The sequence below is a fragment of the Bacteroides sp. L10-4 genome (assembly GCF_013373675.1).
In the GTDB taxonomy this organism is placed as follows: domain Bacteria; phylum Bacteroidota; class Bacteroidia; order Bacteroidales; family Bacteroidaceae; genus Bacteroides; species Bacteroides muris.
In genome coordinates this window covers 37,340-57,211 of sequence record NZ_JABXJH010000028.1, presented here as the reverse complement: position 1 = coordinate 57,211, position 19,872 = coordinate 37,340, and the positions used below count along the sequence as shown (strand labels likewise).

16 protein-coding genes and 1 tRNA gene are annotated in these 19,872 nt (G+C 50.1%); 10 read left to right on the top strand and 7 right to left on the bottom strand.

All coding sequences use genetic code 11. The features are described 5' to 3' along the window. Positions 1 to 189: 189 nt before the first annotated feature. Together HU824_RS10710 and HU824_RS10705 are read right to left on the bottom strand one after the other, a co-directional pair. Positions 190 to 999, bottom strand: coding sequence for a hypothetical protein (locus tag HU824_RS10710; RefSeq protein ID WP_176468808.1), 810 nt, complete (start codon positions 997 to 999; stop codon positions 190 to 192). Between the two features lie 80 nt (positions 1,000 to 1,079). Next, entirely contained in the window at positions 1,080 to 2,498 is a 1,419-nt protein-coding gene (locus HU824_RS10705) for an ATP-dependent RecD-like DNA helicase (protein WP_176468807.1), read from the bottom strand. Between the two features lie 95 nt (positions 2,499 to 2,593). On the opposite strand from HU824_RS10705, the gene HU824_RS10700 reads away from it, so the two are divergent. From HU824_RS10700 to rsmD, 3 genes are read left to right on the top strand one after another with little or no spacing between them, the layout of a single operon-like run. After that, positions 2,594 to 3,280 carry a hypothetical protein gene (locus tag HU824_RS10700; protein ID WP_176468805.1) on the top strand — a complete coding sequence of 229 codons (687 nt, stop codon included), beginning with the start codon at positions 2,594 to 2,596 and terminating at the stop codon, positions 3,278 to 3,280. Positions 3,281 to 3,298: 18 nt separating this feature from the next. Further along, entirely contained in the window at positions 3,299 to 4,078 is a 780-nt protein-coding gene (locus tag HU824_RS10695) for a DUF3822 family protein (protein WP_136009575.1), read from the top strand. Beyond that, complete coding sequence (gene rsmD, locus HU824_RS10690; RefSeq protein WP_176468804.1) at positions 4,069 to 4,602, top strand: 16S rRNA (guanine(966)-N(2))-methyltransferase RsmD; 534 nt, start codon at positions 4,069 to 4,071, stop codon at positions 4,600 to 4,602. Before HU824_RS10695 ends, rsmD begins: the two co-directional genes overlap by 10 nt. A 63-nt stretch (positions 4,603 to 4,665) precedes the next feature. On the opposite strand, the gene cls is transcribed toward rsmD, so the two are convergent. Continuing rightward, positions 4,666 to 6,105, bottom strand: coding sequence for a cardiolipin synthase (cls, locus tag HU824_RS10685; RefSeq protein WP_176468802.1), 1,440 nt, complete (start codon positions 6,103 to 6,105; stop codon positions 4,666 to 4,668). A 61-nt stretch (positions 6,106 to 6,166) separates the two neighbouring features. On the opposite strand from cls, the gene HU824_RS10680 reads away from it, so the two are divergent. Then, complete coding sequence (locus HU824_RS10680) at positions 6,167 to 6,487, top strand: hypothetical protein (protein ID WP_176468801.1); 321 nt, start codon at positions 6,167 to 6,169, stop codon at positions 6,485 to 6,487. A 328-nt stretch (positions 6,488 to 6,815) separates the two neighbouring features. Here HU824_RS10680 and HU824_RS10675 read toward each other — a convergent pair whose 3' ends face one another. Beyond that, positions 6,816 to 9,740, bottom strand: a complete 2,925-nt coding sequence (locus tag HU824_RS10675; RefSeq protein WP_176468800.1) for a TonB-dependent receptor — start codon at positions 9,738 to 9,740, stop codon at positions 6,816 to 6,818. Positions 9,741 to 9,849: 109 nt separating this feature from the next. Then, complete coding sequence (locus HU824_RS10670; protein ID WP_136009571.1) at positions 9,850 to 10,263, bottom strand: hypothetical protein; 414 nt, start codon at positions 10,261 to 10,263, stop codon at positions 9,850 to 9,852. Between the two features lie 199 nt (positions 10,264 to 10,462). Here HU824_RS10670 and aroB point away from each other — a divergent pair, with 199 nt between their 5' ends. Continuing rightward, positions 10,463 to 11,524 carry a 3-dehydroquinate synthase gene (gene aroB, locus HU824_RS10665; RefSeq protein ID WP_176468798.1) on the top strand — a complete coding sequence of 354 codons (1,062 nt, stop codon included), beginning with the start codon at positions 10,463 to 10,465 and terminating at the stop codon, positions 11,522 to 11,524. Here aroB and HU824_RS10660 read toward each other — a convergent pair. Next, on the bottom strand, positions 11,500 to 11,883 hold the full coding sequence (locus HU824_RS10660; protein WP_176468796.1) for an MmcQ/YjbR family DNA-binding protein: 384 nt from the start codon (positions 11,881 to 11,883) through the stop codon (positions 11,500 to 11,502). The two genes, aroB and HU824_RS10660, sit on opposite strands and share 25 nt — an antisense overlap. A 3-nt stretch (positions 11,884 to 11,886) precedes the next feature. After that, on the bottom strand, positions 11,887 to 12,417 hold the full coding sequence (locus HU824_RS10655) for an HU family DNA-binding protein (RefSeq protein WP_176468794.1): 531 nt from the start codon (positions 12,415 to 12,417) through the stop codon (positions 11,887 to 11,889). Between the two features lie 410 nt (positions 12,418 to 12,827). On the opposite strand from HU824_RS10655, the gene HU824_RS10650 reads away from it, so the two are divergent. The 5 genes from HU824_RS10650 to HU824_RS10630 all read left to right on the top strand — a co-directional run bounded on the left by HU824_RS10650 (position 12,828) and on the right by HU824_RS10630 (position 19,870). Beyond that, the gene (locus HU824_RS10650; RefSeq protein ID WP_176468792.1) at positions 12,828 to 13,577 is read left to right on the top strand and encodes a NigD-like protein; all 750 of its coding nucleotides are present in this window, start codon (positions 12,828 to 12,830) and stop codon (positions 13,575 to 13,577) included. 183 nt (positions 13,578 to 13,760) lie between these two features. Next, a tRNA-Pro gene (locus HU824_RS10645) sits at positions 13,761 to 13,834 on the top strand. Positions 13,835 to 13,972: 138 nt separating this feature from the next. Continuing rightward, positions 13,973 to 14,752, top strand: a complete 780-nt coding sequence (locus HU824_RS10640) for a DnaJ domain-containing protein (protein WP_176468791.1) — start codon at positions 13,973 to 13,975, stop codon at positions 14,750 to 14,752. Positions 14,753 to 14,828: 76 nt separating this feature from the next. Continuing rightward, positions 14,829 to 18,101, top strand: a complete 3,273-nt coding sequence (locus HU824_RS10635) for a S41 family peptidase (RefSeq protein WP_176468790.1) — start codon at positions 14,829 to 14,831, stop codon at positions 18,099 to 18,101. A gap of 170 nt (positions 18,102 to 18,271) precedes the next feature. Continuing rightward, positions 18,272 to 19,870: an aspartate:alanine exchanger family transporter gene (locus HU824_RS10630; protein WP_136009559.1), complete on the top strand. Its 1,599-nt coding sequence runs from the start codon at positions 18,272 to 18,274 to the stop codon at positions 19,868 to 19,870. The last annotated feature ends 2 nt before the right edge of the window (positions 19,871 to 19,872 follow it).

The window sequence follows — 19,872 nt, the reverse complement described above, 5'->3', positions numbered from 1 at the left end:
AGATACAAAGATAGCGATTTTATCTGACATTCACAAATAGAATCACTGTTATTTTGATGATAATCAGAGGATTATTCTAAAATTGTTGCTGACCAACCTGATTGTATTCGATTCGCTGAATAGTTACCCCAAGCCTCCCGTCTGTTAATCTTTCGTAAATCTGCTCTTGACAAGATTTCCACTAAAACCTCATTCCATCCGAAGTAGAAATATTTCGCGATAAACCACCAGTGCACCTTCGGGCAACAAACCGAAAGGACAGAAAGGAGTTACATTTTCCGCAAGAACACATTTACCATTTCCCGAAACCGTCCGCGTAAAGAGCCTCTTCTCTCCATTATAAGTAAACTGCCACAGTGCATATGTATCCCCGCTCTCATCTTCCACTGGAACTGTCTCGTATATTCCCATTAGCGGTTCCTCCTCTTTCCCCGTCGGATAGATTTCCAATATACCTTTCCACATACTATTGGAGAAATCTTCGGGCACCAGCACATAATACCCACCATCCTTCACCCAAGGACGCTCGGCAAGTTCCTTAGAAACATCCCCCAGCAGTTCCGTCGGTGCACCACTACTGATACCATACTCGAAGCCCATCTTCGTCAACGTATATTGCCTACGACCTTTCACCGTGATGCGCAGTTGTGTTTCCTCACCGGAACCATCCATCACCTTCACAATCGTCTCCCCCTCTGCCAACGGATGAATCTTGATACGCTGATACCCGTTGACATCATCGGTAAAAGTCACGGAAGCCACTGATTCATGCTCGTTAATCACATTATAGGAACCGTCGCCGCCGTCAATGCCCAGCACTGTATCTTCATTTGTTTCAGAAAGATAATAAGAAAGGTTAGACACCAGATTATTACATGTCCCAATCTGATAAATAGGCTCCACACCTTCGAAAAGCACCATGCTCCGATAATCGTCCTGGCAACCGGAAACGATAAACAGCACCACCATGAAAGCAAAGAAAGAGTATAACTTCTTCATAATATTATTCAGTTATAGTTGTTCTATCTACAAAAATAAAAAAAATACCGGAATACTGCGTCAGTACCCCTCTCTATTTTTCAAACAATTTGTTCTATCGGATAGTTCACTAAATAAAGCGTTCCTGTAGCACGGGTAAAGGCCGTATAGAGCCAACGGAAATAATCGGGTGTCAGATACTCGTCCGTCATATAGCCCTGGTCAAGGAATACATTCTTCCACTGCCCTCCCTGCGCCTTGTGGCAAGTCACGGCGTAGGCATACTTCACCTGCAGAGCGTTATAGTACGGGTCTGCTTTCATCTTCTTCATCCGCTCGCGCTTCACGGTAATGTCGGCATAGTCCTCAAGGACGGAATAGAAAAGCCGGTCATGCTCCGCCTTTGGCAGTGCGGGAGAGTCGGTATGCAAGGTATCGAGCAGCATGTTCACCTCCAATTCGAAGTCGTCGTAATCGGGAAAAGACAGCGTCACGTCCGCAAAACGGAAGCCATACAGTTCACGCGCATGGCGCACGCGACGCACCACGGCAATCTCACCGTTGGCAATGAAGTCCATCCCCTTCTCTTTTTCCGTCCAAAAGTAGTTATTTTTCGCCACCATCAACAAATCACCGGTGTTCAGCTCATCCTCACGCCAGAGAATCTGTGCACGGATGCCCTTGTTGTAGATGTTCGCCCGCTTGTTGGAACGGCACACCACGATGGTTTCATCCAGCCCGTCATGGTCGTAGCAAGAGCTCAACGTCTCTATCAGCTCATTGCCGGGCAGCACCTTGATGTCGGCAAATCCCGAGACTTTTATCTTGGGCAGACTATAGCAATCATCTTCCGCTATCAACCGCCGCAGGAGGGTAGCATTCCACAAAATACCCGACTGTTGTTCCTGACGTACTACCTGCGTCAAATCCACTCCCAACACCTCCAGACCATAGCCTTTCAAAGCATCGGCAAAGAGGGCGGGACTCTGTTCCTCTCCCACCGGCGGAAGCTGCGCCGTATCGCCCATCAGCAACAAACGGCACCCCTGACCGGAATAGACAAACTGCACCAAGTCATCCAGCAGCCTGCCCGTACCAAACATGGAACCGGACAGTCCCTCATTGGAAATCATCGAAGCCTCATCCACTATATAGAGAGTGTGAGTTGTCAAATTATCGTTCACAGAGAAATTACTCAACTCATTAGAGAAAGATTGCTGTCTATAGATTTTTTTATGAATTGTAAATGCCGAATGTCCCGCATAGGCCGAAAAAACCTTTGCTGCCCGCCCGGTCGGTGCCAGCAATACCGACTTCTGTTTCAGCTTATCCAACGTCCTCACCAGGGCACCGACCAGCGAAGTTTTGCCCGTTCCAGCATAACCACGAAGCATAAAAACCACCTTGTTACGGGATGAGAGAAGGAACTCCGATAAATATTTCACAGCAATTTCTTGCTCTGGAGTTGGTTGATAAGGAAAATTTTCCTTAATTTGCCTTTCTAAATAGTTATTTATCATTTTTGTAACAGAAAAAAGTAAGGGGAACTATCGTTTTTAAATTAATTTCTTTTATTTTTGCGGTGCGAATATAACAACTAAAAAACATATTTATCATGAAAACAGTATTTAATGTCATTTTAGGCTTATGTGCTTTGGTGCTAATTTATATTTGTTACGCCAGCATTATGGGTCCTATCAACTTTGAAAAAGCAAAGAAGCACAGAGACGCAGCTGTCATCGCACGTCTGATTGACATCCGTAAAGCACAATTGGAATATCGTACTTTACACAACCAGCAATATACTGCAAGCTTCGACTCTCTGATTGACTTTGTCAAGCATCAGAAACTTCCGTTCATCTTCAAGCAAGGTGAATTGGATGACAAACAGTTGGAAGACGGTCTGACTGAAAAGAAAGCCATCAACATTATCAATAAAGCCAAGAAGACAGGCAACTATGCCGATGTCAAGAAATGGGGATTGGAAAACTTCAAGCGTGATACTCTGTGGGTAGCCGTATTGGACACTATCTTCCCGAAAGGTTTTAATGCTGACTCCATGAGATATGTTCCCTTCGGAAACGGCGCACAGTTCGAAATGGCTATCAAGAATGACACAGCTAAATCCGGTGCTCCTTTCTGTCTGCTCGAAGTGAAGACTCCGTACGAGGTTTATTTGAATGGTCTGGATCAGCAGGAAATTGCCAACATCAAGGACGTACAAACCAAACTTGGCAAGTACTGCGGTCTGATGATTGGTAGTCTGGAAACAGCCAACAACAATGCCGGTAACTGGGAATAATCTCATCCCGATAAACGTATGATAGAAACGACTGATTTTAATAAATCGGAACAATATACATTATCCATCCGTCTCAGTACGGATGGATTTTCTTTTTCTGTGTTCAACCCTCTGGCGAACGATGAATTTTCTTACTACAATAGGAAAGTGGACGAGTCCCTCTCCCTCACTGCCAATCTGAAACAGACCTTCCGCGAACTGGAATGGCTGGAGCTCCCCTTCCACCGTGTCAATGTACTCATGGCAGACAAGCGCTTCACGTTCATTCCCCTGGAGTTCTTCGAGGACGAACAAACGGAAATTATCTTCTATCACAACCACCCTAAACGGGAAAACGAAACCGTACTATACAACATACTGCATAAAAACAACACTGTCGTACTGTTTGGCATGGACAAAAGCGCCTACTCCTTTCTCCGCGAACGGCATCCCGATATAAAATTCTATTCCCAAGCCAGCCCTTTCATCGAGTTCTTCTCCTCGAAGAGCCGCCTGGGCAACAATCGGAAAATGTATGTATACTTGCAAAAAGATGCCGTAGACGTATACAGCTACGAACGCGGGCACCTGCTTCTTGCCAATTCCTTTAAATGCAAAAGTACATCCGACTGCGTCTATTACCTATTATATATATGGAAACAACTTGGCTTCGAGCAGGAGCGCGATGAGTTACACCTCACCGGTGACCTGAACGACAAAGAGCTATTGTTGTCCGAACTGCGAAAATTCATCCGGCAGGTGTTCATCATGAATCCCGCCACTAATCTTGACCTGCAAGCCATAACCCTATGCGAATAATCAGCGGAATATACAAAAGAAGACGTTTCGACGTCCCCCACTCATTCAAGGCACGCCCTACTACCGACTTTGCCAAAGAGAATCTGTTCAATGTGCTTTCCAACTACATGGACTTTGAGGACGGTGTACGTGCCCTCGACCTTTTTGCCGGTACGGGCAGCATCAGCATCGAGCTGGTATCCAGAGGCTGCAACCAAGTAATCAGCGTGGAAAAAGACCGTGACCACTACGCCTTCATCTGCAAAATTCTGCAAGAACTAAAGACAGACAAGTGTCTGCCCATACGGGGTGACGTATTCAAATACATCAAGAGCGGACGCGAGCAGTTCGACTTTATCTTTGCCGATCCTCCCTACGAGCTTGCCGGGCTGGAAACCTTGCCCGACCTCATCTTCGAAAACAATCTGCTGAAAAAAGACGGCCTCTTTGTTCTGGAACACGGAAAGAAAAACAGTTTCGAGGGACATCCGCACTTTGTGGAGAGAAGGGTGTACGGTAGCGTGAACTTCACGTTCTTTAATTGAGAATAGATAATAGATAATTGACTGCATAACAAACACGGTCAATTATCCATTATCAATCATCAATTACAAAAGCGGTGCCATCAGCCTCACCACGCTCTCTGCCGCCTTACAATACCAAGGGCGCTTCACCCAGTTTTTCAGAAATACCTGTACGCAGTCACGCTGGTCTTGAAGGAAGATTTCGCGCATCTGAAGCGCTGTTTCCGTGTCATAGATAAAGGCATTCACCTCAAAGTTATGTTCAAAACTACGGAAATCCACATTCGTGGAGCCTACCGTAGACAGTTCATCATCCGAAACCATCAGTTTAGAGTGCAAGAATCCTTTCTTATAGAAATAGACCTTGACTCCCGAATAGAGCACATCTGCCAGATAAGAGCAGGAACCCAGATGCGTCAAGCGGTTATCAGCACGCATAGGCAGCATCAGACGCACATCGACACCTGACAAGGCAGCGGTCTGCATGGCAACAAGTACGGCTTCCGTGGGCAGGAAGTAGGGAGTCTGGATATAGAAGTATTTCTTTGCGCTGGAAATGGACATGACGAGACCCTGCATAATGTCTTTCCACGGGCCTACAGGCTCACTCGTTACAATCTGCGCCAAGGAAGTGCCGCAATTTTCTATTCTTGGGAAATAGCGGGTAGAAGTAATCAGAGTGCGGTCCACAAAGTACCAATCGAGCAGGAAGGCGGTCTGCAGTCCGTGAACAGCCTTGCCCTCCAGCAGCAGATGTGTGTCTCGCCAGATGCCCCATGAGAATCCGCGCATATAGCGTTCGGCAAGATTCATGCCCCCCACAAAGCCGACACGTCCGTCAATGACAACTATTTTCCGATGATTACGATAGTTCACCTTACTGGTGAAAAGCGGAAAACGTACCTTCAGGAAACTGCGTACCTCAATACCGGCCTCACGCATCTCTTCAAAAAAACTATTGGGAACGTGCCAGCAACCCACATCATCATAAATCACACGTACCTCTACCCCGGCACGCGCCTTTTCCATCAAGACATCGCGCACCAAGCGTCCGATGGCATCATCCTCGAAGATATAGAATTCCATGTGGATATGCTTCGTTGCTTTCCCCAGTTCGCGTAGCAGGGATTGCAGCATGAAAAGCCCCAGGGTATAAGCTTCCACCCGGTTTCCATCGAAGGGAAAAGCCTGGTTGATATTGCGGAACAAGGATATGAGACGGCTGTAATTGATGGGAAGTACACATGAATTCTGGGCCAGATATTCCGCCATAGGTTTCTTCAACAAGCGGCTGTAACTCTTCTTCCCTATCATACGCACGCGGCGCTGACTACGCCCGAAGAAGAAGTAAAACACCAGTCCCACGATGGGAAGAAACATCAATATCAGTATCCATGCCATGGTTTTCACCGGATTGCGGTTGTCGAGGATAATAACGACAATCGTTCCGATGATGGCCCCGAAATAAACAACGTCGAAGGCAATCGCAGCAATCTGGCTGGCTATGAAGTTCCAATCAAGCATGTTCACAGACGATTAAGTGCGAAACAAATGTAGGAAAAAGAAATGAAGTACGAAAAATGAAATGAAAGAAAAAGAAAAACACAGAGACACAGAGGACACAACTCTTTCATTTAAAGCAGCCAGAGGGAGTCGGAGGAGGTTAAGGGAAGGGGTAGAGAGGGCTAAAAGGAAGCCAGAGAGAGCAAAAGGAAGCCAAAGAGGGGCCAAAAGGAAGCCAAAGAAGACTAAAAGGAAGCCCAAAGAGAGGACTAAAAGGAAGCCAAAGAGGGCTGAAAGGAAGCCAAAGAAGACTAAAAGGAAGCCCAAAGAGAGGACTAAAAGGAAGCCAAAGAGGGCCAAAAGGAAGCCAAAGAAGACTAAAAGGAAGCCCAAAGAAGACTAAAAGGAAGCCAAAGAGGGCTGAAAGGAAGCCCAAAGAGAGGACTAAAAGGAAGCCAAAGAAGAGTAAAAGGAAGCCCAAAGAAGACTAAAAGGAAGCCCAAAGAGAGGACTAAAAGGAAGCCCAAAGAGAGGGCCAAAAAGAAGCCAAAGAGGGCTGAAAGGAAGCCAAAGAGAGCAAAAAAGCCAGAGGAGGGGTAAAGGAAGCTAAAGCCGACAGTATCGCTCTGCATCCACAGGGCTATCGGCTTTAACTCCTAAGCCCGAAGGGCGATAACTCCCTTCTCCCCCTCTGACTCCCTCCAATGAGAGAGCCGTGGCAGAGAGGTATTTTAGAACGGCCTGCGTCCTCCGAAACCGCCAGGACCACCCGGACCAAATCCCGGACTGCCGAAGCCGCGTCTGCCCTGCATTCTCTCGCGGGCAGCCTTGCTGCCGAAAATATTCAGACGATAGATGAAGTGAAGCATGCAGTAGCTGTTCACGCCATTATATTCGTACACCGAACGACCGCTTGCAGTCAGCGAACGGCTGATGTTACTCTGCTTCTTCAAAATGTCGTACATCTCGAAGCTGACAGTAGCATTCCCTTTCAAAAAAGTCTGCGACAACTGTGCATTCCAGATAAGCTCGTTACGGTTCATGCTGCTGTCCGTATATCCGCGGCGGCTCTGGTTGGCTATGTTGGTAGAGAGCGTCATGTTCCATGGCATGGAAATCTGCGTGTTGGCACCGTAGGAGAAGGTATAAGGCTCCTGGTTATTGTCAGGCGTCAGTTTATCTTTTTCTATTGAATAGGAGATGCTTCCGTTCAAGCCGAATTCAAACCAGTCGTTACGATAGGCGGCATTCAGACGTTCGCCCAGTGTCAGGTTGGTGGTCGTATTCTTCCGTTCCACGGCATCTGCTCCCTTACCGGACGTCAGGTAAGCCACATTGTTCTGATAGTTGGCATTGGAGAAGGAATTGATGGTGTACTTCTTATTGGATAGTGCCGTATTGAAACCGAACATGCCGAACGCATTCCAATTACCGTTGATATTCTTTGGGGTCGTGGTCCATCCGCCGGTCTCCGAATTGTACACACGGCTGTTGCTGATGCTATTCTGCGTTGCCGAGAAATTGACGTGCGACATAATGCCGCGCTGCTTTTCGGCATTATACGTATTATAGAAGAATCGCATGTTGTGCGTGAAGGAAGGCTTCAAGCCCGGATTACCGATACGTACATTCTGCGGATTGGAGTTATCCACAATCGGCAACAGATTCTCCATGCTGGGCTGACTGCTGCGGCCGCGGTATGTCATACGCAGCTGGCTCACCTTGGAGAAACGGATGCGCAAGTCCAGATTCGGAGCGAAGTTGAACACATTGCGGGTGGTATCAATCATATAGTCGCCGCGCTTATAGGACAACACGGAATGCTGCGGCTGGAACGACATGCCTGCGCTCAGCTGATACTTCTCGCGGATGAAGCGCAAGGACACGGATGCATCGTGGTTGTAGTAGCGGTATTCTGCATACTTGCCCAGACTGTCCACCACATGCTCTTCATATCCCGTGGGAAGCAGGGTTGACAATCCCCAATCCGGAAAGCCTTGCAAATCGTACGTCGTCTTGTCGCTCTCGCTATACTTGTACTGGAACTGATAACTGAATTGCAGGAAAGTGGCACGGGCTATCGGTTCGCTGTAAGTCAGCTGCGCACTGTAATTGTAGTTCTTGGTCGGAGTGGCGATATATTGGTTACGAATCAGTACGGAGTCTCCCGTCTGCAAGTAGTTCATCAATTTGAAGTAATGCGTTTCCGACTCCGTATACTGGTTGTTGTCATTATTGGTATAACCGAACCTTCCACGGAACGTGACATTACGTCCTTTGTCATTCAGCTTTCTGTTCAACTGCAAGGTTGCATCTGTAGACACACTCTTGTTGTCGCTCAGCGAACCGCTGTTGGTGGCATTTATACGGACACTCCTCAACAGGTCATCGTCCGGATTGAGAATCTTCTCCAGATTCAGCCAGTTATTGGGGTCGGTCACCAGACTGTAAGGGTCGGCATTGAACGTGCCGCTCTCCGAACCGGAAAGATTGTCCGTCTTGCCATACGAGAAGTTGGGACGGAAGATGATGTTCGTCATTGAGTCCGGCTTCCACTCCAGACGGAAATCGGCATTGAAATTCTTGTTTTTGTTGCGTTGTCTGCTGTTCGAGTTGGAGTAAGAATTGCCGTCCGGCAGAAAGTCCTCGGTAGAACCTATACTTGCAATATCCCCATCCTGATAGTTGTAGCGTGCACTACCGCCCAATTCCAGCTTGTCGGTCTGGGTAGCGAAGTTCACACCCAGCATTTTCGTTGCCGTAAGTCCGTTGTTCCTGCGCCAGCGCGGACTGCCGCCACCGCCCGAAAAGCCTTGGTCGTTCACGTTATTGGCAGAGCCCACTATCGACACCTGGGTTTTGTCCACGAAGCGGTTCAGCATGAAGCGGCCCATATAGCGGTCTTCCGTACCTCCGGCCACGTCGGCATTGCCGAACCACCCCTGGTTCATGCCTTTCTTTACGGTCAGGTCGAGCACCGTCTCCTCCTCACCGTCGTCAATACCGGTGATACGTGCCAAATCGGACTTCTTGTCGTAGGTTTTCAGCTTCTCTATCATATCTACCGGCAGGTTCTTCAGACCGGTCTTTACGTCTCCACCGAAGAACTCCTTTCCGTCGACCATAATCTTCGACAAGTCCTTACCGTTGATTTTCACATTACCCTCGTCGTCAATCTCCGCACCGGGCAGCTTCTTCACCAACTCCTCGAGCATGGCTCCCTCGGGGGTACGATAGGCGGATGAGTTGTAGACCAGCGTGTCTTCCACCACCTGCACTTGCGGCGCTTCGGCCGTGACCACAGCCTCGGCCAGCATCACGGCGTCCGTCTCCAGCGTCAGGGTACCCACGTTCTTGGCTGTCGTCGTGGCATAGAGATGCATGGGCAGGTACTGGCTCTTGAATCCGATGTAGGAAACCTTCAGCACGTATTTGCCCGCACTGACTTTGGGAAGAGTGAAATAACCTTGTGACGTAGTGGCCGTACCCGATGCCTGGACACTGTCCGGCAATGAAAGCAACTGCACGGTAGCTTGTATCGCAGGCTCCTTGGTGTCCTCCACGACACGGCCCGATACCGTAATGTTTTTGGTCTGTGAGAATGCAGACAGCGTTGTTACCAACAGCAACGCCATCCCCGTGATAATTTTCTTCATGTGTCTATTCTTTGTCTATTCTTTAAATGAACAATGCCTTTTATTCACTGTTCCATTTGACAGACTTCCGGGCAAAAGGTTTAATGCCCCACATGACGATTTGCTTCATTTATCGACCATTCCGCTTAAATAATCTATCAACCGTCGCTTTCTTTATACCAAATTCCAGGCAAAGTACGTCCAATATGAGAAATATGAGAAAAGAAGAAGAATCGACCGAAAGGAGGTCACCCTGCGCCACCCGGTAGAGCATACCGCCGAAGATAAAAAGAACGGTCAGAAAGATGGCATTGCGCGTGGCCTTGTTACGCACCTGCTCTATCTCCTTATTCTCGTTCTTCGACAAGGCAAAGATTATCATCAACGCTCCCATCATCATCAGGAGTTTGGAGCATTCCTTGTAAAACAACAAGTTGGCATCTGTCACTTTTCCCCACAATAGGAATATGAAAGGAAGGAACAACGCCAGAGCTATGATGAAATAGCCCAGCGGACGGCAATAAACGGGAAGTAATGCTCTCATTTCTATCAATCAATTACAAATTACTAATTACAAACAGCAGGAGGCAGATGGCGGAAACGCCTTGCTCCCATAGAATTTCACGGGACAAAGATAACGTTTTATTGCCAAAAGAGCTATCTTTGCACCATAATATAATGAAGAAGGCCCCCTTTCCTTCATAATCCGTAACATCAGTAATTGGTAATTTGTAATTAACAAGATGAGTAAACAAGAAGTAATCCTTTGCGAAGGACTGGCGAACAGCCTGACGCATGCCATAGAGAAGTGCCCCCACGACAAGCTTTTCATCCTTACCGACGAGCATACCCACCGCCTCTGCCGCCCGCATCTGGACGGCATCCCCGCGCTGGAAGGAGCGGAAGAGATTGTTATCGGGGCGGAAGACGTGCACAAGAATCTGGAAACTCTGGCTGCCGTATGGCAAGCCTTGAGTGAGAAAGAGGCCAGCCGCCACTCCCTGCTCATCAACCTGGGCGGGGGCATGGTGACCGACCTCGGCGGTTTTGCCGCTTCCACCTTCAAGCGGGGAATCGCCTACATCAACGTTCCCACTACGCTGCTCGCCATGGTCGACGCTTCCGTGGGAGGCAAGACGGGCATCAACTTCAACGGTCTGAAGAATGAAATCGGCGTCTTTGCTCCCGCCGCCTGCGTTCTGCTGGAAACCGAATTCCTGCGCAGCCTCGATGCCCATAACTTCTTCTCCGGCTATGCCGAGATGCTGAAGCACGGCCTCATCAGTACTCCGAAACATCTGGCGGAACTGCTGGCCTTTGATACGGAGAAGACAGACTACGCCCTGCTGAAATCCATGGTAGGACGTTCCGTGCAGGTAAAGGAACACATCGTAGAAGAAGACCCGCTGGAACACGGCATCCGCAAAGCCTTGAACCTGGGGCACACCGTGGGACACGCCTTCGAAAGCCTTGCCCTTGCCGAAAGCCGTCCGGTGCTGCACGGTTATGCAGTGGCATGGGGGCTGGTCTGCGAACTATACCTTTCTTATATAAAGACCGGATTCCCGAAGGACAAGATGCGCCAGACCATCCAGTTCGTCAAAGAGAATTATGGCAGCTTCGCCTTCAACTGCAAACAGTATGACCAGCTCTACGAACTGATGAAGCATGACAAGAAGAATACCGCCGGAGTCATCAACTTCACCTTATTGAAAGAAGTGGGCGACATCTGCCTCAACCAGACGGCAGACAAGGAGACAATCTTCGAGATGTTCGACTTTTATAGAGAGTGTATGGGAGTATAGCGCTCCCTGTCTCTCTTCGGCAGGCTCTCCACAACCAGCCGATAGGAGCGTTCCACCAGTTCCCGGATAATGCCGTCCGGTACATCGTAGTTGAAATACACACTGTTCCAATACTTCTTGTTCATGTGCCACCCCGGCTTCACTCCCTCGTACCTCGCCCGCAGTTCCGCCGATTCCTCCGGACGGCACTTGAGGCAGCAAAAATCGAACACTTCGATATTGACAAAGCAAAACCACTTGTCGCCCACATAAAAGCAAAGCACATCACGACTGTATCTGTCGGCCACATTAAGGAAAGGCATCTTCTCGCTCACTCCCGGCAAGGAGAGACAGTATTCTCTGAATTCTTCCACATTCATCGCTCACTCCTCCCCCGAAAAGTCCGCCGCATCATTTTCCATCCCAACCGAACCCTCATCCGGAATTCCCGTCTTTCCCTCGGCCCGCTCCTTTCTCAGTGTTTCCGGCCGCAACATATCGTGAGGGAAATATCGGCTAAGCGGATAACGGTAGAAATCCATCCCGCTGTTCAGCCTCGCCACCAGCGACCTGTCCGGACGAAAATAGACGCGGGATAAGCGTACCTTGCCCGGCATCACATCGTCGGGATGCTCAAACCCGTCACTCGTCACCGCCACATGGAAGGAACCCAGCCCCTTAATGGTCACCGACTCTCCCTCCATCAGCGCTTCCTCTACAAATTTCGGCAAATCTATCAACACACTCTGCACATCTCCCGGGCTCATGCCCTTTCTGGATGCCATACGCTGCGCCAGCAACTCCGCCGTCACACCTCCACGCTGTTGCAGCACACGCTGCACTGCATAATAAAGTTGCTTCACCCCTTCCGCCGTGCGGAAAACCTTCTTTCGAACCAAATAGACTATACTCATACTCTTTTCACAATAAACATAATGTTTCTTACTGCAACCAGGCTGTAAGCAATCCGCCCGAAGGTTACTTCCTCTCAACAGAAAGACAGCTTCCGCACGGCAGGAAGACTATTCCCCAAGATGCACGAGATGTACATCTCATGCTGTTCGAGATGCACATCACAATGCACACGAGATGTGCATCTCATACAGCAAAGGTAGTCATATTCCAGCTGATATACAAATATCTTTCATGTATCGGGGAATAATGTTCTGCACAGCCTGCAGAGACACTCAAAAAGAGAATACCCGACAACGGACCTCCACTGCTTTTATCATTAATTAACAATGCTGCATGCAGGGTTTTCGCAAATATGCTATTCTTACAAGAGTAAGACCTATTCCGAATGTTTAATTTTAAAGAGCACCCTATGAAAATGAAATCAGTCTTTAACAAGAAAATTTTAATCGCCATCGCAGCCATCAGTTCCTTAAGCTTCCAATCGTGCCTGGACGATGATGATAATTATGCCATGAGATTCCCCAATGCCCTGGTAACGGTAAAGACCGATGCAGACCAGACAGTCTTTCTGCAACTGGATGACAAGACCACTCTGCTGCCCACCAACATGCCGAAATCTCCCTATGGCGAGAAGGAAGTCCGCGCCCTGATAAACTACAAGGAAGTGGACGAGCCCGGCGATATCTACACCCAAGCTGTATATATAAACTGGATAGACAGTATCCTTACCAAGCCCGTCGCCCCGGATTTGGGCGAAGAGAACGATGCCGTATACGGTACCGATCCGGTGGAAATAGTAAACGATTGGGTGACCATTGCAGAAGACGGTTATCTGACCCTCCGCTTCAGAACCCGACGAGGAGACTATCACACCAAGCACTTTGTCAATCTGCTGCTGAGCCAGAATCCGGAAAACCCGTATGAAGCAGAGTTCCGCCACAATGCCAAGGGTGATATTTACGGCAAGTATGCGGACGGATTGGTTGCTTTCAAGCTGGATGCACTGCCCGATACAGAAGGCAAGACCGTCAAATTGAAACTGAAGTGGAAATCATACAGCGGCGAAAAGTCTGTGGAATTCGACTATTGTACCCGGAAATCCGTAACGCCCGAGAGTCCGGCTGTCACTTCCGTAAGAAATAGCCTAAACTTGCAATAACTTCATTCAAAGTATGCCTGCCCGCTCAAGGCCATTGCCTGGCAAGGCAGGCATACGAGTAAAAAAAGAGCAGGACACGTTGGCCGAAAGCCTTGAAACTGCAAAATATAGGTTCATTCAATAAAAAAAGCACTATAAATATTTGCTGTTTTAAAATAAAGCCGTACATTTGCACCCGCAATTCGGGATGTAGCTCAGCCCGGTAGAGTACGCGTCTGGGGGGCGTGTGGTCGCAAGTTCGAATCTTGTCATCCCGACTGGTGAGCATTAAGGAGTTAAGTGATAAACTTAGCTCCTTATTTTTTATAGCATTTCTTAATGATAGAACTTGCTGCCATGAATTACTGGAATTCTCGTAAGAAATCTCTATTTTTGCATTTTAAACAAGAAAAATTATGGGAGCAGCTAAATGGATAGGCGGCATCATCGGTTTCATGGCCGGAGGACCGCTGGGAGCCTTGGCAGGTTTTGTATTCGGTTCATTATTCGACACCGATTCAAATGATGCAGGCGGTTATTATAGAGAAGAACCAACGCATGGTACTACCTATGCCGGGCAACGGAACAGTTTTCTCTTCTCCATGCTCGTAATGGCTTCGTACATAATCCGTGCAGACGGGCGCATCATGCATAGTGAAATGGAATTCGTCCGCCGCTTTCTGAGAAGCACGTTCGGCGAGGCTGCCGTGGGCGAGGGAGAACGAATATTGCTCAACCTCTTCGAGCAGCGCAAGCAGATGGACAGACAAAACCCACTGGCATTTAGAAATACCATCCGTGACTGCGGAACGCAGATTGCCGCCAACCTGACATACGAGGAACGCCTGCAACTGCTGGTATTCTTGGTAGAAATTGCCAAAAGCGACGGACACGTCTGCAACGAGGAGATAGAAGCCCTGAAAGAAGTGGCCATATACATGGGACTATCCGTCAAGGAAGTGGAATCCATGCTCAACCTAGGCAGTAACTCACTGAGCGAGGCCTACAAAGTGCTTGAAATTGAGCCCACCGCCACCAATGACGAAGTGCGTGCCGCTTACCGCAGCCTGGCCCTGAAACACCATCCCGACCGGGTGGCAACGCTGGGCGAAGACATCAAGAAAGCCGCAGAAGAGAAGTTCCAAAGTATCAACAATGCCAAGGAACAGATATACAAGGCACGAGATATGAAATGACGTACCTCGCTCCTTGCATTGCGGACAGAATCACTACGTTTATAAACATTCTATATTAACATCAACCCACACACTTATGAAGAAAACCTTTGCAATCCTCGCACTAGGCCTTACTGCAATTGCCGGACATGCCGCCACGCCGCTCTGGATGCGTGATGTACAAATTTCTCCCGACGGTACGGAAATCGCATTCTGTTACAAAGGAGACATCTACAAGGTGCCCGCCAAGGGTGGAACCGCCACACAGCTTACTACCCAAGAAAGCTACGAATGTATCCCCATATGGTCGCCGGACGGTAAACAGATTGCCTTTGCCAGCGACAGATACGGCAACTTCGACGTATTCGTGATGCCGGCAGACGGCGGAACCGCCCGGCGGCTCACTACCCACTCCACCGGTGAACTTCCTTCTGCATTCACTCCGGATGGAAAGTATATCTTGTTTTCCGCATCCATCCAGGACCCGGCAAGCAGCACTCTTTTCCCCACTTCGGCCATGACCGAGCTTTACAAAGTACCTGCAACGGGAGGGCGTACGGAGCAAGTGCTGGGTACACCTGCCGAAGCGGTCTGCTTCGACAAGGCGGGCCAGCAGTTCCTCTACCAAGACCGCAAGGGATTTGAAGATGAATGGAGAAAGCACCACACCTCCTCCATTACCCGCGACATCTGGCTGTATGATGCAAAGACGGGTATCCATACCAACCTCACCGACCACGCGGGCGAAGACCGCAACCCGGTGTTGTCACCCGATGGAAGAACGGTTTACTTTCTGAGTGAGAGAAACGGCGGCTCATTCAACGTGTATGCCTTCCCGCTGGCACAGCCCCGAGAGGTGAAGCCCATCACCAGCTTCAAGACACATCCCGTGCGCTTCCTCTCCATGAGTGACGGCGGGACGTTGTGCTATGGTTACGACGGCGAAATCTATACCCAGCAGCCGGACGCCACCCCGAAGAAAGTTGCCGTAGAGATTGTACGCGATGACCAACCGCAATTCGCCAACCTGCAGCCTTCCGACGGAGCCACCTCTGCCACCGTATCCCCGGACGGAAAGCAGATTGCCTTCACACTGCGCGGTGAAGTCTTCGTCACTTCGGCAGACTATGCCACCACCAAGCAGATTACACACACACCGGCACGCGAAGCAGGCCTCTCCTTTGCGCCGGACAACCGCACCCTGGCCTACGCCAGCGAGCGAGGCGGCAACTGGCAACTCTACCTTGCCAAGATAGCCCGCAAGGAAGATCCCAACTTCCCGAACGCCACGCTGATTGAAGAAGAAGTGCTGCTGCCCTCCACCACCGTGGAACGTGCCTATCCGCAATTCTCACCCGACGGCAAAGAACTCGCTTTCATCGAAGACCGCATCCGGTTGATGGTGCTCAATCTGGAGACGAAGAAGGTGCGCCAGATTACGGACGGCTCCACCTGGTACAGCACCAGCGGAGGATTTGACTATTCATGGTCGCCGGACGGCAAGTGGTTTACACTTGAATTCACCGGCAACAAGCACGACCCCTACTCCGACATCGGCCTGGTCAGCGCGCAGGGAGGCGGAAAAATCACGAACCTCACCAACAGCGGCTACATGAGCGGCTATCCCCGCTTCGCGCTGGACGGCAACGCCATCCTCTTCACCACCGAACGTTATGGCATGCGTGCCCACGCCTCATGGGGTTCGCTAAACGACGCCATGCTCGTCTTCCTCAACCAAGATGCATACGACAAATACTGCCTGAGCAAGGAAGACTACGAACTGCGCAAGGAGTTGGAGAAGGAGCAGAAGAAGTCTGCCGGAAAAGATACCCCCAAAGACGAAAACAAGGATAAAAAGAAGAAAGACGACAAGAAAGACAGCAATACTGACGAAAAAGATGACCAGCCGAAAGACATCGTCGTAGAATTGAAAGGCATCGAAGACCGTGTGGTGCGCCTCACCCCGAATTCTTCCGACATGGGCAGTACCATCATCTCCAAGGATGGCGAAACACTCTACTATCTGGCTGCCTTCGAAGGCGGATACGACCTCTGGAAGATGAACCTGCGCAAGAAAGAGACTCGCCTGCTGCACAAGATGAACGCCGGATGGGCGGACATGCAGCTGGACAAGAACGGCAAAAACCTCTTCCTGCTGGGCAGCCGCAAGATGCAGAAAATGGACACTTCATCCGACGCGCTGACTCCCATCGCCTTCCAGGTAAATGCCAAGATGGACCTGGCTGCGGAGCGCGAATACATGTTCGACCACGTGTACCGCCAGCAGCAGAAGCGGTTCTACAACACCTCGATGCACGGAGTAGACTGGGACAAGATGACCGCCGCCTATCGCCGCTTCCTGCCCCATATCGACAACAATTATGACTTTGCAGAGCTGCTGAGCGAATGGCTGGGCGAGCTGAACGTATCTCACACCGGCGGCCGTTTCTATCCCAAAGGGCAGTCCGAGCCCACTGCCAGCCTGGGACTGTTCTTCGACTGGAACTACACGGGCAAGGGCATGCTCATTGCCGAAGTGGTGGAGAAAGGTCCTTTCGACACTGCCAATACCCGGGTAAAAGCCGGCACGGTCATCGAAAAGATAGACGGTGTGGAAATCACCCCCGATGCGGACTATTACACGCTGCTCAACAACAAAGCACGAAAAAAAACACTTGTTTCTCTCTTTAACCCGCAGACCAAGGAACGCTGGGAGGAAGTCATTATCCCCATCACAAACGGTGCATTCAGCAATTTACTCTATGCCCGCTGGGTGAAACAGCGTGCGGCAGACGTTGACCGGTGGTCGGGCGGACGCTTGGGCTACGTGCACATCGAGTCCATGGGAGACGACAGTTTCCGTTCCGTCTACTCGGACATCCTGGGAAAATACAACCACTGCGAAGGCATCGTCATAGATACCCGCTTCAACGGCGGCGGACGCCTGCACGAGGATATAGAAATACTTTTCAGCGGACAGAAATACTTCACGCAGGTGGTGCGCGGCCGCGAGGCGTGCGACATGCCCAGCCGCCGCTGGAACAAGCCGTCCATTATGGTGATGTGCGAGGCCAACTACTCCAATGCGCACGGTACGCCGTGGGTATACAGCCATCGGGGTATCGGCAAGCTGGTAGGCATGCCTGTGCCGGGAACCATGACTAGTGTTTCTTGGGAGCGTCTGCAAGACCCGTCGCTCGTATTCGGTATCCCCGTCATTGGCTACCGCCTGCCGGACGGCAGCTATCTGGAGAACTCGCAGCTGAAACCGGACATCAAGGTTGCCAATTCACCCGAGACCATCGTGAAGGGAGAAGACACACAGCTGAAAGTCGCCGTAGAGGAGCTGATGAAGGAACTCAAAAAATAAGTACCGCCCTGCCCCACGCAGGAATACCAGCCATACAGGCCCTATATATAAAAAAGGAGTTAAACCGCAGTTTAGCTCCTTTTTTATATGCCACAAGGAAACAATGCTTTTTTATATCTCACTTTTTTGCACTACCTTTGCGGCGCAAACCCCTAACTCTTTAGCCTATTATGTTTACTGACTTGTTAAACTCCTCTTATTTCGCCCTCTTCCTCATTGTGGCTTTAGGCTTCATGCTGGGAAGGATAAAAATCAAAGGACTCTCGCTCGACGTTTCCGCCGTTATTTTCATCGCCTTGTTGTTCGGACACTTCGGAGTTATCATTCCCAAAGAGCTGGGAAACTTCGGATTGGTACTGTTCATCTTCACCATCGGCATTCAGGCCGGACCCGGATTTTTCGATTCCTTCCGAAGCAAAGGCAAGACACTCATCATCATCACCATGCTGATTATCTGCTCTGCCGCCCTGACGGCAGTAGGACTGAAATATGCCTTCGACATAGACACTCCCAGTGTCGTGGGACTGATTGCCGGTGCCCTGACCAGTACGCCGGGACTTGCCGTAGCCATCGACAGCACTCATTCCCCACTGGCATCCATCGCTTACGGTATTGCCTATCCTTTCGGCGTTATCGGTGTGATTCTCTTTGTAAAACTGCTGCCCCGTATCATGCGCATCGACCTCGACAAGGAGGCGCGCCGACTGGAGAAGGAACGCCGCAGCCAGTTCCCGGAACTGACGACCTGCCTGTTCCGTGTAACCAACCCTGCCGTCTTTGAGCGAAGCCTGATGCAAATCAATGCGCGTGCCATGACCGGAGCCGTCATCTCACGCCATAAGCACAATGAGCAGATAGCCATACCTACCGCCCAGACCATACTTCACGAAGGCGACTACATACAAGCCGTGGGCAGCGAAGATGCCTTGAACCAGCTTGCCGTCCTCGTAGGCAAACGCGAAGAAGGCGAACTGCCACTTGTTGACATGCAAGAGATTGAATCTCTGTTGCTCACCAAAAAGGATATGATAAACAAACAGTTGGGAGACCTCAACCTGATGAAGAACTTCGGCTGCACCGTCACCCGCATCCGCCGAAGCGGTATTGATTTGTCGCCTTCGCCCGACCTCGCCCTGAAATTCGGCGACAAGCTGATGGTAGTGGGAGAAAAGGACGGCATCAAGGGAGTGGCACGCCTGCTGGGCAATGACACCAAGCAGTTGTCTGATACGGACTTCTTCCCCATCGCATTAGGTATTGTACTGGGGGTACTGTTCGGCAAGCTCAACGTTTCCTTCTCGGACAGCCTGTCATTCTCTCCGGGACTGACGGGAGGCATTCTGATGGTCGCCTTGTTCCTGAGCGCCATCGGAAAGACGGGACCGATTCTATGGTCTATGTCCGGCCCTGCCAACCAATTGCTGCGCCAATTGGGACTGCTGCTCTTCCTGGCCGAAGTGGGAACCTCGGCAGGACGGAATCTGGTAGCCACATTCCAGGAAAGCGGCTGGCTCTTGTTCGGCGTAGGTGCCACCATCACGCTGGTGCCCATGTTGGTAGCAGTATGCGTAGGCTTGTTTGTGTTCAAGATAAACATACTCGACTTGCTGGGTACCATCACCGGTGGCATGACCAGCACACCGGGACTTGCCGCCGCCGACTCCATGACGGACAGCAACATTCCAAGTGTGGCATACGCCACGGTATATCCCATTGCCATGGTGTTCCTCATTCTGTTTATCCAGATTATCGCCTCCGCGGTCTATTGAGA

Bases quoted from the DNA above. Each gene is read 5' to 3' on its own strand.
- HU824_RS10710 (WP_176468808.1), bottom strand. From the start codon at position 999: ATGAAGAAGTTATACTCTTTCTTTGCTTTCATGGTGGTGCTGTTTATC.
- HU824_RS10705 (WP_176468807.1), bottom strand. From the start codon at position 2,498: ATGATAAATAACTATTTAGAAAGGCAAATTAAGGAAAATTTTCCTTAT.
- HU824_RS10700 (WP_176468805.1), top strand. From the start codon at position 2,594: ATGAAAACAGTATTTAATGTCATTTTAGGCTTATGTGCTTTGGTGCTA.
- HU824_RS10695 (WP_136009575.1), top strand. From the start codon at position 3,299: ATGATAGAAACGACTGATTTTAATAAATCGGAACAATATACATTATCC.
- rsmD (WP_176468804.1), top strand. From the start codon at position 4,069: ATGCGAATAATCAGCGGAATATACAAAAGAAGACGTTTCGACGTCCCC.
- cls (WP_176468802.1), bottom strand. From the start codon at position 6,105: ATGCTTGATTGGAACTTCATAGCCAGCCAGATTGCTGCGATTGCCTTC.
- HU824_RS10680 (WP_176468801.1), top strand. From the start codon at position 6,167: ATGAAAGAAAAAGAAAAACACAGAGACACAGAGGACACAACTCTTTCA.
- HU824_RS10675 (WP_176468800.1), bottom strand. From the start codon at position 9,740: ATGAAGAAAATTATCACGGGGATGGCGTTGCTGTTGGTAACAACGCTG.
- HU824_RS10670 (WP_136009571.1), bottom strand. From the start codon at position 10,263: ATGAGAGCATTACTTCCCGTTTATTGCCGTCCGCTGGGCTATTTCATC.
- aroB (WP_176468798.1), top strand. From the start codon at position 10,463: ATGAGTAAACAAGAAGTAATCCTTTGCGAAGGACTGGCGAACAGCCTG.
- HU824_RS10660 (WP_176468796.1), bottom strand. From the start codon at position 11,883: ATGAATGTGGAAGAATTCAGAGAATACTGTCTCTCCTTGCCGGGAGTG.
- HU824_RS10655 (WP_176468794.1), bottom strand. From the start codon at position 12,417: ATGAGTATAGTCTATTTGGTTCGAAAGAAGGTTTTCCGCACGGCGGAA.
- HU824_RS10650 (WP_176468792.1), top strand. From the start codon at position 12,828: ATGAAAATGAAATCAGTCTTTAACAAGAAAATTTTAATCGCCATCGCA.
- HU824_RS10640 (WP_176468791.1), top strand. From the start codon at position 13,973: ATGGGAGCAGCTAAATGGATAGGCGGCATCATCGGTTTCATGGCCGGA.
- HU824_RS10635 (WP_176468790.1), top strand. From the start codon at position 14,829: ATGAAGAAAACCTTTGCAATCCTCGCACTAGGCCTTACTGCAATTGCC.
- HU824_RS10630 (WP_136009559.1), top strand. From the start codon at position 18,272: ATGTTTACTGACTTGTTAAACTCCTCTTATTTCGCCCTCTTCCTCATT.